General features: G+C 52.6%; 12 protein-coding genes and 1 other RNA gene. 4 read left to right on the plus strand and 9 right to left on the minus strand.

The genetic code is table 11. From position 1 onward, the window contains the following. Positions 1–56 precede the first annotated feature (56 nt). From DQM29_RS13995 to rsmI, 7 genes are all read right to left on the minus strand, one after another. Positions 57–884, minus strand: coding sequence for a phosphoenolpyruvate hydrolase family protein (locus DQM29_RS13995; protein WP_111741260.1), 828 nt, complete (start codon positions 882–884; stop codon positions 57–59). 11 nt (positions 885–895) lie between these two features. Next, the gene (locus tag DQM29_RS14000; protein ID WP_111741261.1) at positions 896–2,110 is read right to left on the minus strand and encodes a Tm-1-like ATP-binding domain-containing protein; all 1,215 of its coding nucleotides are present in this window, start codon (positions 2,108–2,110) and stop codon (positions 896–898) included. 225 nt (positions 2,111–2,335) lie between these two features. Continuing rightward, the gene (locus tag DQM29_RS18770) at positions 2,336–2,434 is read right to left on the minus strand and encodes an IS1/IS1595 family N-terminal zinc-binding domain-containing protein (protein WP_422385824.1); all 99 of its coding nucleotides are present in this window, start codon (positions 2,432–2,434) and stop codon (positions 2,336–2,338) included. Between the two features lie 123 nt (positions 2,435–2,557). After that, positions 2,558–5,389, minus strand: a complete 2,832-nt coding sequence (locus DQM29_RS14005; RefSeq protein WP_170126546.1) for an autotransporter outer membrane beta-barrel domain-containing protein — start codon at positions 5,387–5,389, stop codon at positions 2,558–2,560. Next, positions 5,382–5,684, minus strand: coding sequence for a hypothetical protein (locus DQM29_RS18225; RefSeq protein WP_170126547.1), 303 nt, complete (start codon positions 5,682–5,684; stop codon positions 5,382–5,384). The genes DQM29_RS14005 and DQM29_RS18225 overlap by 8 nt, the downstream gene beginning before the upstream one ends. A gap of 422 nt (positions 5,685–6,106) precedes the next feature. Further along, an RNA gene (gene rnpB, locus DQM29_RS14010) (RNase P RNA component class A) lies at positions 6,107–6,484 on the minus strand. Between the two features lie 38 nt (positions 6,485–6,522). Further along, a complete protein-coding gene (gene rsmI, locus DQM29_RS14015; RefSeq protein WP_111742106.1) occupies positions 6,523–7,401 on the minus strand; it encodes a 16S rRNA (cytidine(1402)-2'-O)-methyltransferase in 879 nt (292 codons plus the stop codon). Between the two features lie 64 nt (positions 7,402–7,465). Between rsmI and DQM29_RS14020 the strand changes: the two genes are divergently transcribed. From DQM29_RS14020 to dolP, 4 genes are read left to right on the plus strand one after another with little or no spacing between them, the layout of a single operon-like run. Beyond that, complete coding sequence (locus DQM29_RS14020) at positions 7,466–9,250, plus strand: penicillin-binding protein activator (protein WP_111741263.1); 1,785 nt, start codon at positions 7,466–7,468, stop codon at positions 9,248–9,250. Continuing rightward, positions 9,199–9,609 (plus strand): YraN family protein, encoded by a 411-nt coding sequence (locus tag DQM29_RS14025; RefSeq protein WP_111741264.1) that lies wholly within the window; start codon positions 9,199–9,201, stop codon positions 9,607–9,609. Before DQM29_RS14020 ends, DQM29_RS14025 begins: the two co-directional genes overlap by 52 nt. Positions 9,610–9,657: 48 nt before the next feature. Next, positions 9,658–10,248 carry a DnaA initiator-associating protein DiaA gene (diaA, locus tag DQM29_RS14030; protein ID WP_111741265.1) on the plus strand — a complete coding sequence of 197 codons (591 nt, stop codon included), beginning with the start codon at positions 9,658–9,660 and terminating at the stop codon, positions 10,246–10,248. Between the two features lie 13 nt (positions 10,249–10,261). Next, positions 10,262–10,840 (plus strand): division/outer membrane stress-associated lipid-binding lipoprotein, encoded by a 579-nt coding sequence (dolP, locus tag DQM29_RS14035; RefSeq protein WP_111741266.1) that lies wholly within the window; start codon positions 10,262–10,264, stop codon positions 10,838–10,840. A gap of 95 nt (positions 10,841–10,935) precedes the next feature. Here the strand turns inward: dolP and mtgA are convergent, their stop codons facing one another. After that, the gene (mtgA, locus tag DQM29_RS14040) at positions 10,936–11,658 is read right to left on the minus strand and encodes a monofunctional biosynthetic peptidoglycan transglycosylase (protein ID WP_111741267.1); all 723 of its coding nucleotides are present in this window, start codon (positions 11,656–11,658) and stop codon (positions 10,936–10,938) included. Then, complete coding sequence (gene elbB, locus DQM29_RS14045) at positions 11,655–12,308, minus strand: isoprenoid biosynthesis glyoxalase ElbB (RefSeq protein WP_111741268.1); 654 nt, start codon at positions 12,306–12,308, stop codon at positions 11,655–11,657. The genes mtgA and elbB overlap by 4 nt, the downstream gene beginning before the upstream one ends. Positions 12,309–12,393 lie beyond the last annotated feature (85 nt).

Here is a 12,393-nt window from a genome sequence, read left to right on the forward strand (position 1 = left end):
ACGGGTCGCAATGAAACTGCGGCCCGTTTTATTTAGCTCGAGACTGAACGCATAGCCTAGCGAGTAATGGACTTAAACTCTCTGGTCGTCGCCGTCAGCGCCACTTCCGTCGGCAGCCGCTCCATTGAGCTTGCTCCGTAGAAGCCGTGGCAGTCTGGGCAGTGCTGCATGATGTATTTCGCATCTTCCGGCGTAGCGATAGGCCCGCCGTGACACAGCACGATAACGTCTTGACGCACTGACTTAGCTGCCTTCGCCCAGTCATTAATAAGCGGCACGCAGTCTGCCAGCGTCAGCGCCGTCTCTGCGCCAATATTGCCGCCAGTGGTTAGCCCCATATGGGGAACGATAATATCCGCTCCGGCTTTGGTCATATCAATAGCGTCTTGCGCGCTAAACACATACGGCGTGGTCAACAGCCCCTTTTCGTGCGCCATACGGATCATATCGACCTCAAGGCCGTAGCCCATGCCGGTCTCCTCCAGATTGGCGCGGAAGTTGCCGTCAATCAGCCCCACAGTAGGGAAGTTCTGCACGCCTGCAAAGCCGATCGCGGCGACGTCATCCAGAAACTTGTCAAACTGACAGAACGGATCAGTGCCGTTAACCCCTGCCAGCACTGGCGTATGCTTCACTACGGGCAGAACTTCCCGTGCCATATCCATTACGATTTCATTGGCGTTGCCGTAGGCAAGAAGCCCTGCCAAAGAGCCGCGCCCTGCCATACGGTAGCGCCCGGAGTTATAGATAACGATAAGATCGATTCCACCCGCTTCTTCGCACTTGGCGGAAAGCCCGGTTCCCGCACCGCCGCCGATAATCGGCTCTTTGCGCGCAATCATGTCGTGGAATTTTTTCAGTAGCGCTTCGCGTGTTATTGACATACTTCGTCTCCCTAACGATAAAAGAGTTGAGTGAATTCGGCGACCGCGCGCTCGGTGAACGCCCGATCGTTAATGTGGTGCGGCAGACGGATAATCTGACGTTTATCCGTCTGCACAACGGTTGACTCCAGCGCCTCAATAAAGGCTTGGTTGGCTTCTGGCTGCCAGAATGGCCCTTCCGGGCAGTCGATGGCGGAAAAGCCGCCGTCAGGGATCAGAAATCTCACTTCACCCTGATACTGGTTGAGCTTTTCACCGATCCACTGCCCCATCTTGCGGTTCTCTTCCGGCGTGGTGCGCATCAGCGTGACCTGCGGATTGTGGTGATAGAACAGACGATCGGCGTATTTCTCTGGCACCGAGTCCGGGCTGCCGAAGTTAACCATGTCCAGCGCGCCGCAGGACATTACGCAGGGGATACCCTCGCGAGCCACTGCGTCAAAGCGCTCTTTTGAACACGCCAGCACGCCGCCAAACAGGTAGTCACACACTTCCGTGGTGGTAATATCCAGCACGCCGTTAAGCAGCCCGCCGTCCACCAGCTTTTCCATCGCCCGGCCGCCGCTGCCCGTCGCGTGAAATACTAGACAGTCAAACTCGTTCTCCAGCTGTTCGGTTATCTGCTGTATGCAGGGCGTAGTGACGCCGAACATGGTTAAGCCCACTGCTGGCTTGTCTACAACGCTCTCTTCTTCATAAAACATCACCGCCCCGGCAATCTGGTTAGCGGCATTCTTCAGCACCTTGCGGGAAATGCGATTCAGACCCGCGACGTCAGTGACGGAATACATCATGGCGATATCGCTGGCACCGATGTAGTGCGACACATCGCCCGATGCCATAGTAGATACCATCAGTTTCGGCGTGCCGATCGGCAATTCCTGCATAGCGGGCGTGACTAGCGCCGTGCCGCCCGAGCCGCCGAGCCCGAGAAGCGCGGCAACGTCGTCGCGCTGGCTCAGGAAGTGTTCGAACGCCACCGCCATTTCGGTAATCGCTCTACCGCGGTCGCCGCAGAATACTGCCTGAGCCCCCTGCGGGTGGCAGTCAGCAACAGTTTTTGCACTGATATCTGCACCGCGCTCGACGTGCTCTTCCCGAGTTGAGAGATCAACCGTCAGCGCCGCTAGTCCGGTTTTTTTAATCAGATCCCGTACGTAAAGCGCTTCTGCACCTTTGGTATCCAGCGTTGTTGCAACATAGACACGGCCCTTTTCTTTCTGCATCTCTGTCTCCCGCTAACGATAGTGGTCAATTATCACCCCAAATGAGATTTGGGTTTCATTTTGATTATATTAACCACAATTCGGGCTAGATCGCTATGCTCTTTCGTACAGGGGATGTGAGAAGTGGTACTTGGCTCGCAAAATTATGCTTTTATGGTAAAAGCGCACATATCGCCTACATACTGTATTGACGGTAAGCACCGTTAACGCTTATGGCAATAAACGCTAACGCAAATATGCTCGGTAAATATACTTATTCTGAAAGGTTTTCTTGCAGCTTTCACACCGGTAGCGCTGAAGACCGCTGCGATTCTTGCCATGCATCTTGACGCGTTCAGCGCTGCCGCAAAAGCGGCATGGAGGGATTCTTCTTATTATCACTATCAACTTTCCGCTTAAAACGCGGCAGCCCGGATTCACATATCGAGCCGCCGCGCGTCTTTGCTATCAGAAGCTGTACTTCACGCCCAGCATCGCCTGCGAGTCGTGGTAGCCGCTGTCGCCCACCTGCTGCGCCACGTTGCCCCAGACGTTCAGTTTTGAAGTCAGCTGCCCCTCAACGCCCAGCTTCACTTCGCCGATGTTTTTCGCACCGTCCTGATAGTGCCTATCGTTATCCAGCTTCACCGACACGTCTTTCATGTAGTGAAGCCAGTTCACTTCAACAAACGGCTGGAAAGTGCGCTGCTTATCGCTGTCGGTATCCGCACGGCCGCTGGCGTAAGCCTTAAGGCCCAAGCGAGTCAGCAGGTTGTTACTTTCACCGTCCTGAACGCGGGTACCGTAGGCATCGCGGTGGCTGTCAGAGCCTACGCCCATCCAGACAGCCTGCGCTCGCGGTGACAGCCAGTAGTTGGCATTTTCACTGCCGCCGAGCCTGAAGCTGTAACCCGTTTCCAGAGACGCCGTGACACCGCGAGACTTATAGTTGTCTGCCTTCAGGTCATCGCCTTTGACTTCGTTGTCAAACCAGTTGTACAGCACCCAGCTGTCGACGTAGGCGCCGCTCTTGTCCTGCGCGTTGGCGTACCAGGTGCCGTAGAGGCCTGCGCTGTAGCCGTCAATCTTGCTTTTAGACTCGTGCCCCTTCAGGCGAGAGTGAGTTTTACTCTCGGCGTTGGCATAGCCCGCCATGGCGCCAAGGTGCCAGCGGTTAAGGCCGTCAGTGCTCCACTGAGCCAGATCGCCGCCAATTTGTACCACATAGCGGTTACCGGTCGTTTTTAGCTGACCAGAACCGTCGCGGAAGCTGTTACGTCCGCCTTCGTTGCGCATCCACATGCTGGTAACAAGCTTCTCGCTGGTCAATGCGTCGGTATACTGGGTTTCCCCCAAGCGGTCATGCAGTCGGGTGGTAAACAGGGTGTTGCCCGCTGCCGCGTTGGCAAGATAGCTGCCGATTTCAGGGCGCAGAACGCGAATGCTTTCACCCGGCTCAGGGTCAGGGTCGGTACCCGGATCTGGATCGGGATCGGGATCGGTGGGAACGGTCGGATCGATAAATTGGCTGGTCAGGTACCAGTTAGTGCCTTTGTTGACCAGCGAGTAGTCATAGCTCCCCGCGACGACGCGACCTTCCTGAGAAAACGCATCAGCGGTAGTGCCCTGAGTAGTGATAATCTCTATACCTTCCAGCGTCCCTGCACCAAGACCTCCAACGTTGTTAATGCTAACCTTGGTGTAGCCGTCAGCCATACCGTTAATCATCAATTTATCAGTCAGGGAGCCGTCATTACCAAGCGCAGTGTCGAGAGCAATGCGGCCAGCATCAGCCAAAGTGGCTCCGCCAGTGTAGTTACCGTTAATCGTTAATATATCTCCAGCCAAAGTCCGCCCGCTTTGAGAGAGCATAATCAGACCACCGCGTAGACTGTTAACGTCACCGTTGAGTACAAACGCTGTCGGCACGCTACCTGCTGAATAAGTTGCATCCAACACGCCGCCATCCTCTAGACTGAGCTTGGTCAAAGTTGTCGATACATCACCATTTTCCTGAAGCGTCCAACGTGCTCCCTGACTCAGCGCGAGATCGACAGTAGCCGAATCCGCTTTATTCACCAGCCCCTTCATTTCACCGTCGGATAGCGTCATGTTGACACTGGAGTCATTGTCTACATCCAGCACCCAAGCGGACGATCCTTCCGCCATATTTAGCTGAGTCTGCTCACCTTTAAAATTGAACGACACGCCGGTTTGCTGCTGATAAACCTTCAGCAAGGAACTTGTTGAGGACGTTGTAGAGAATGAGGCATTGTTGAAGCTGGCAGTAATATCATCAGAGGAACTTTCTACCCCCCAGTCGTTTTGCCCTACGTTCAGCGCGTTACCGTTAGATATCACTGTCGTACTGCTGGTATCGCTATCGGCAATCAGCTTTGTGCCGTTTACCGCAAGTTTGATAGCGCTCCCGCTGGTATTCGCCATATCAATATGCATATTGCCGTAAGAGTAGAGTTCCCCTCTACCCGAACCTACCGCGCGGCTTTTTCCTACTTTAATAGCGCTGTTATCGCTTCCCTTACCGTTATTCAACGTAATCGTTGAGTCGCCCTCCAGTATGACTCGACTTGCTACCGCATCAGTGACATCCCCTTGACCAGAGATATAGATGCCTTCTTGCCGTCCACCGTCAAGGCTCAAAGTCAAATCACCTTTAACTACAATCTGCCCAGCAGGGCCTGCCCCTGTGTCATTATAGGCACCTTGAATCGCTCTCAGCCCGCTCTGCAAATGGAACATGCCGCCATTCGTTTTCATACTGATATCAAGGTTATTTACTGTCGTTGTAACGTAGTTCTTTGAGCTAAAGTTAGCCGTATCTTGGCTAATGCCCGCATCTACCGTAGAACCAGAAACAACGCCATATGACGTACCACGTTTCAGAATATCGGTATCCGTAAATTCAAGGTTGAAAACAATATCAGTGTTGCTTCCATCCAAATTAGCCTGATTGCCGGAGAAACCGCTTACCGTTCCCCCGCTCTGTGTCGTGTGAATATTGAAAGCGATCTTATCGATGCCTTCGAGCCGGGCAGTAACCCTATCATTGCTCGGATATCGCCACCCAATCCCACCAACAAAGGCAGCGTTGCGTTTGACGGTGATATCGCTTATCCCGTCCTTCCCTTTAATAACGTAATCCTCCCCGCCGTCGAGAAGATAAATGCCCCAGTCAGCCGTTGAGTCAACGTTTTCAATCAGAAGCTCTTTTGCGTTAACAGGAATTCCTACTGCATATACTGCAAACAGAGAGGCGTACAGCAGACTATGTTTAAACACATTTTTTTTCATTATTCATACCCTCGATTAAATTCATACCTTTGACTGCCAGTGTTAAACGGCTAAGCTTGACGCACAAAAACGGAGAAATATCATTCACTAATGCATACTGGACGAATAAAGCATGGAGAACGTCAGAATCGAGACAGTGTGCTTCTTTTGCATAAAACCCTGTAAATGAAGCCACACCACCATTTAAAAACGCACAACAAGCAACGCATTTAATATTTATTACGAAGTCTATAACCTCAAGATGTTTTTTTTCAAAAAAAATAGAAAATAAAATTAAAAACACACTTTAACCACATAATAAACCATATAAATAATTTCAATAAAAATAAAAAAATCTATTTATACAAAATCATATGCGATCAATAAATTCATGTAAACACAAAAAACAGGCATACAAACCATTAAAACTAAAAATTTAAAGAATTAAATTTCATCAAATGGCTAAGCGTCTGTTTTTCATTTTCTGTTTTAGGAATATCTCGATCTTTTCATCTCAGATAAACTTAAAATTAAGTGATTACTGCCAATTAGAATAAACCCATGGAAAAAGAATAGAGGAAACAGACAGGATTAGAAATTGAAAGCAATGCTTTAAGATTAATGAAGCATATAAAATAATCACTATTGATATTAAATCAAAAAAGCGAGAATTAAAAAAAACAGGCGCATTATATTAATGCGCCTGTCTTGGATACTTCAGAAAAATAGTGGAGTCGGCCGCTAAGCCGGGTTCTGTCGTGGACAGTCATTCATCTAGGCCAGCAATCGCTCACTGGCTCAAGCAGCCTACCCGGGTTCGATACGGGCCGTACCTTGTGAACCCCTATTTGGCCTTGCTCCGGGTGGAGTTTACCGTGCCGCGAGCTGTTGCCAGTCGCGCGGTGCGCTCTTACCGCACCCTTTCACCCTTACCTGATCCCGCTTGCGCGGGCCATCGGCGGTTTGCTCTCTGTTGCACTGGTCGTAGGCTCGCGCCTCCCAGGCGTTACCTGGCACCCTGCCCTATGGAGCCCGGACTTTCCTCCCCTCCGCCCGTCTCCCCGAAAGGACGACGACGAAGCGGCGACTGTCTTGGCCGACTCCGGCGCGGAGTATACACTCCGCGTGGACGATACGCCAGCTTAGGCTTCGTCACCTTCTGCCGACTTATCCAACCCGTGGCGATACAGGGCGTTTTTCTTCACGCCGTGAATTTCCGCAGCTAAGGCTGCGGCCTTTTTCAACGGCAGCTCTTTTTGCAGCAGAGCCAGCGTGCGGAGCGCCTCTGGTGGTAAGCGCTCCTCGGCGCTATCTTTATATCCTTCAACGATAAGCACCATTTCCCCCTTACGGCGGACTTCATCTTCTTCTATCCACGCCAGAAGCGCTCCCACCGGAGCGCCGTAAATACTCTCCCAGGTTTTGGTTAGCTCGCGCGCTAAAACGACGTAGCGTTCAGCCCCCCATACCGAAACCATATCTCGCAGGCTGTCCAGCAGGCGGTGGGTAGACTCATAGAAAATCATGGTGCGAGGCTCTTTTTCCAGCTCGCGCAGCGTATCGCAGCGGGACTTGGTTTTAGCGGGCAAAAAGCCTTCATAGCAGAAGCGATCCGACGGCAGCCCTGCGGCAGAAAGGGCTGCTATCGCAGCACAGGCGCCCGGCAAAGGGATCACCCGAATGCCCGCCTCGCGGCAGCGGCGCACTAAATGATAGCCGGGATCGTTAATCAGCGGCGTTCCTGCATCAGAAACAAGCGCTATACTGTGTCCATCTTGCAGTTTTGCGATTAGAATATCAGCCTTGGTCTGTTCGTTATGGTCGTGAAGCGCAAAAAGCGACGCGCTGATGGCAAAATGCTGTAACAGCAGGCCGGTATGGCGAGTGTCTTCCGCCGCAATAAGATCTACGTGACTCAATACGTCCAGCGCTCTCTGCGTGATGTCACCAAGATTGCCAATGGGCGTGGGAACGACATAAAGTGTCGACGGCAGGATAGCGATCTGGTTGTGTGTGCTCATTAATTTCATCCGATTGGTCGCCTTGACGTTACTATTAATAACCTAAACAAAAACTGGATACAGCATGCGTTTATTGACTTCCCTACGTGCCAAAGCTGCCTGTGCGCTGCCGATGGTACTCGCTACGACGCTGTTTTTGGCAGGATGCCAAATCACTTCACCCACAAATACGTTTCAGAGCGATCTCACGCAGAACTCTGCTTATTACCTTGAAAAAGCCGCCAACAGCCGCGACGAAGCGCAGATAAACTGGCAGCTAATGGCCATTCGCGCTCTTACTGTTGAGAACGATATCAAACAAGCGTCTGCAATGTTAGAACAATTGCCGAAAACGCTGAACGAAGCGCAAGAACAAGAGCGCCAGCTGCTAAGCGCTGAGCTTGCCGCTGTAAAGAAAAACGCCAAAGAGATGATTCAAGGATTGAAAAACATCAATCTGGCCACCCTGTCTGAATCTCAGAAAACTCGCTACTTCCGCGTCGAAACGCAGGCCTACAAAGGCCGTGACACCATGGCTCAGCTGCGCGCCTACATCAACCTTGAGCCGCGCGTCACCGAACAGGAGCGTCAGGCCGTTATTGACCAAACCTGGGATACCGTCACGCGCATCACGCCGAAGATGATGGAATCTCTGGCCATTGACGCCAACGAAGAGACGCTGCGCGGCTGGCTGGATCTGCTTCAGACCTACCAGAACAACAAAAGAAATCTGGAAATGCTCCAGACCTCTCTCAAAGACTGGCAAACTCGCTATGCACAGCATCCGGCCGCTAAAATGACGCCGACGGCGCTGACTCGCTCACTGGAGCTGCAAAAGTTCTCCAGCGCTAAAATCGCACTGCTGCTGCCTTTGAGCGGTTCCGGCGGCAAGTTTGGCCCGATCATTCAGGACGGATTTAATACTGCAAAATCCTTGAGCAACAACAGCGCTCAGGTCAAAGTCTACGATACCGGCAGCAAGCCGCTGGCCGACATCCTGGCACAGGCTGAACAGGACGGCGCAACAATGATCGTTGGCCCACTGCTGAAAAAAGACGTTGAAGAGACCATCGAGTCCAGCACCTCACTGGGCGTTCTGGCGCTCAACCAGCCGGAAAATATCGTCGATCGCCCTAACGTCTGTTACTTTGCTCTGTCGCCTGAAGATGAAGCCATCGACGCCGCTCGCCACATTTACGCGCAGGGCAAGAAGTCACCGCTTATCATTATTTCCCGCGGCAACTTCGGCGATCGCGTATCTAAAGCCTTTGGCGAACAGTGGAAGATTCAGACCGGCAACACCGCTCGCGTGCAGTATTACGGTAAGCTAGGTGACCTGAAAGAAGCTATCAGCAAAGGCGGCGGTATGTCTGCCAGCGGCCAGCCGATTTCTCTAGCCTCCGGTGCAGCCAGCGCGCCAAGCGCCTCAGTTGACGCTATCTATATTGTTTCTACTGCCGCAGAGATGGCGCTTATCAAGCCGATGCTCGACATTTCCAAGGCCTCCAAATCCACAACTCTCTACGGCAGTTCTCGCAGCTATCAGGCTGGCGCAGGCCCAGACTTCCGCTTTGAGATGGAAGGTCTCCAGTTTAGTGAGATACCGCTGCTAGTCGGTCTCTCTCCGACACTGGCGCAAAAAGGCGGTGAAAAGTATGGCGGCGACTTCTCTCAGTATCGTCTCTACGCGCTAGGGGCAGATGCTTGGGAACTTGCGAGTCATTTCGCAGAAATTCGTCAGATGCCTGACTATCAACTGAACGGCGCAACGGGCATACTTTCCGCAGACGATAACTGCGTAGTACACCGTAAACTCTCATGGATTCAATATCGAATGGGTCAGCTAACGCCGGTCAAACAGGCGAAGTAAACCACTATGGCGTAGGCATACGCTATGAAGGCCTGGCGCGCCGACACTTAGAGCGCGCTGGCCTGAGCTTCATCGCCGCTAACGTCAAATACCGCGGCGGTGAGCTCGATCTCATTATGCAGGACAACAGCACTTGGGTATTTGTTGAAGTCCGCTATCGCCGTCACGCCCAATATGGAAGCGCACTGGAGTCTATCGACCGGCGCAAGCGCCAGCGTCTGATGTATGCTGCCTCGCGCTGGCTTCACGACCGATCTCAGTCACTGGAAACGGCAGACTGTCGATTCGATGTTTTAGCCATCACCGGTAATCAGTTACAATGGCTGACTAATGCGTTTGACGCCGACGATGACGTTTAGCGCAAACCTCTACGAACCTCAACGGGCATAAAAAGTAGAACATAGACTATGTTGGAAAGAATTAAAGGCTGTTTTACCGAAAGCATCCAAACCCAAATTGCAGCGGCAGAAGCGCTGCCTGACGCTATTTCCCGCGCGGCCTTGACCATCGTTCAGTCGCTGCTTAATGGCAATAAAGTGCTGACCTGCGGTAACGGCGCCAGCGCGGCCAACGCTCAGGTTTTTGCCGCCAACCTGATAAACCGCTTTGAAACCGAGCGCCCCAGCCTGCCAGCCATCGCTCTTAGCGCTGATAGCGTAACGCTGACGGCTATCGGCAATGATGACATCAAGGACGAAGGCTACGCCAAACAGGTCAGAGCGCTGGGGCAAGCCGGTGACGTTCTGCTGGCTATTACCGGTAAAGGGAACTGCCGCGATGTCATAAAAGCCGTCGAGGCCGCCGTAACGCGGGATATGACCATTGTGGCGTTAACTGGCTCTGACGGCGGCGAGCTGGCCGGGCTTCTGGGGCAGGAAGACGTAGAAATTCGAATCCCTTCCCATCGTGTTGCTCGAATACAGGAGATGCATTTGTTTATGGTAAACTGCCTTTGCGATCTCATTGACGACACTCTATTTCCTCACCAGGACGACTGAAGGAGCGATTTGCATGAAAACAAGTAAACTCACCGTACTCGCCGTTTTACTCAGCACTGTAATGCTAAACGGCTGTGTCGCTGTCGTTGCCGGAGGAGCCGCTGTCGCAACAAAAACCGCGACAGACCCGCGTACCGTCGGCACCCAAGTAGACGACGTCACGCTGGAAGCCCGCGTGAGCAGCGCCATCGCTAAAGATCAGGAAATCAAGCAGGACGCTCGGGTCACGACCACGGCCTATCAGGGCGGTGTGCTGCTTACCGGCCAGTCTCCTCGTTCCGATCTGGCTGAGCGCGCCAAGAATATTGCGCTGGGCGTAGAGGGTGTGCAGGAAGTCTATAACGCTATCCGCGACGGAAAGCCAGTAGAGCTGGGCAGGATCTCAAGCGACAGCTGGATCACGACCAAAGTCCGCTCTCAGCTGTTGACCAGCGACAAAGTGAAGTCTAGCAGCGTCAAAGTGGTTACCGAAAACGGTGAAGTCTTCCTGCTTGGTCTGGTGACCGACGCTCAGGGCAAAGAGGCTGCTAAAATAGCCAGCGAAGTCAGCGGCGTTAAGCAAGTGGTAACCGTGTTCCAACACGTGAAATAGCGACTCTTTGATTGAACAGTAAAAAAGGCCCGAATGAACTCATCATTCGGGCTTTTTTTATCTCTTCTTGTTTGAGTTTAGCGCCTTGAAAAACGCTACAGGTCTTGGATAACCTTTGTGCCGCCAAGCAGGTTCATCTGTTTCAATATCCAACCCTGACGCGAAATGACGTAAGCTGAAGGCCTGTTGGCCTTAAATCGAATCGGGTTTGGCAAAACGGCGGCTAGGCGAGCAGCCTCTGTGGGGGTCAGCTTGCTTGCTGGCTTTTTAAAGTAGCGCTGGGCGGCTTCCTCTACGCCAAAGACTCCCTCGCCGAATTCCGCGACGTTAAGGTATACCGTCAGTATGCGGCGCTTAGTCCAAACGACTTCCAGGCCAGCCGTCAGACCCGCCTCAAGCCCTTTTCTTACCCAGCTTCGGCCGTTCCATAAAAAGAGGTTTTTTGCCGTCTGCTGTGACAGCGTGGAAGCGCCCCTGACGCGCTGAGGGCGACGTTCGTTGTGGCTAATAGCCGACTCAATCGCGTTGAAATCAAACCCCCAGTGACTGGGAAACTTCTGGTCTTCTGCGGCGATAACCGCCAGCGCCATATGGGGAGAGATATCATCCATAGACACCCATGTCTGATGCGCAACGTAAGAAAAGTCGCCGCTAAGCCAGGCACTCAGCTGTTTTTCCAGCATAACTGCAGAGAAAGGCACAGGCAAAAAGGCAAAGAGCACAATTGCTGTGCTCCATAGTAATAAAACGGTGACGATGCACCGTTTTATCCAAAACACGAGGCGCCCCATCATACCGGCAGGGGCAGACTTCTTCATTCGCTTAGCACCAGCACTCGCGCCACCAGCTTTTCAATACCCTGAGCCGCCTCACTAATGCTTTGTGCCAGCATATAGGCCGGCGTCGTAACCACTTTTTGCTCTTCATCAACCACAATATCGTCAACCGGGCAGGTAACGTGCTCACCGCCCATCGCGTCGATCACTTCTGCCGTATCAATATCATTGCCAATCGTGACGCGAACCGGAACGCCAAGCAGCTTAGGCAATAGCGCAGGCGCAATACAAATAAAGCCCATCGGCTTGCTCGACTGGTGCATAGCTTTGACCAGACGCGCCAGATCTGGGTTAATCGTGCACTCTGCACCTTCAAAGGCGAAGCTGCTAAGATTTTTAGCGGCGCCAAAGCCGCCGGGCACGATCAGCGCGTCAAATAGAGAGGCGTCTGCCTGCGACAGCGGCTGAATTTTCCCACGGGCAATGCGAGCAGATTCTGTCAATACGTTGCGACTTTCAGAAGTCGGCTGACCGGTAAAATGATTCACGACGTGCGCCTGAGGCTGATCGGGGGCAAAGCAGGTTACCTGAGCGCCCGCTCGGTCTAATGCTAGCAGGGCCAGTACAGATTCATGAATTTCCGCACCGTCTAAAAAACCACACCCGCTGAGTACAACAGCAACACGTTTCATCGGTCACTCCTCTTAAAAATCGTTTTTCTTATTTGAATCTGCGTTCGTTAGGGTCGCCTATTCTACGCCAACAGCCGGGGCTCTG

The sequence above is a fragment of the Leminorella richardii genome (assembly GCF_900478135.1).
Classification (GTDB): Bacteria; Pseudomonadota; Gammaproteobacteria; order Enterobacterales; family Enterobacteriaceae; genus Leminorella; species Leminorella richardii.

What these genes read in the sequence shown, in the direction of transcription:
- DQM29_RS13995 (WP_111741260.1), bottom strand. Translation starts at nt 884, where the DNA reads ATGTCAATAACACGCGAAGCGCTACTGAAAAAATTCCACGACATGATT.
- DQM29_RS14000 (WP_111741261.1), bottom strand. Translation starts at nt 2,110, where the DNA reads ATGCAGAAAGAAAAGGGCCGTGTCTATGTTGCAACAACGCTGGATACC.
- DQM29_RS18770 (WP_422385824.1), bottom strand. Translation starts at nt 2,434, where the DNA reads ATGCATGGCAAGAATCGCAGCGGTCTTCAGCGCTACCGGTGTGAAAGC.
- rsmI (WP_111742106.1), bottom strand. Translation starts at nt 7,401, where the DNA reads ATGAGCACACACAACCAGATCGCTATCCTGCCGTCGACACTTTATGTC.
- DQM29_RS14020 (WP_111741263.1), top strand. Translation starts at nt 7,466, where the DNA reads ATGCGTTTATTGACTTCCCTACGTGCCAAAGCTGCCTGTGCGCTGCCG.
- DQM29_RS14025 (WP_111741264.1), top strand. Translation starts at nt 9,199, where the DNA reads ATGGATTCAATATCGAATGGGTCAGCTAACGCCGGTCAAACAGGCGAA.
- diaA (WP_111741265.1), top strand. Translation starts at nt 9,658, where the DNA reads ATGTTGGAAAGAATTAAAGGCTGTTTTACCGAAAGCATCCAAACCCAA.
- dolP (WP_111741266.1), top strand. Translation starts at nt 10,262, where the DNA reads ATGAAAACAAGTAAACTCACCGTACTCGCCGTTTTACTCAGCACTGTA.
- mtgA (WP_111741267.1), bottom strand. Translation starts at nt 11,658, where the DNA reads ATGAAGAAGTCTGCCCCTGCCGGTATGATGGGGCGCCTCGTGTTTTGG.
- elbB (WP_111741268.1), bottom strand. Translation starts at nt 12,308, where the DNA reads ATGAAACGTGTTGCTGTTGTACTCAGCGGGTGTGGTTTTTTAGACGGT.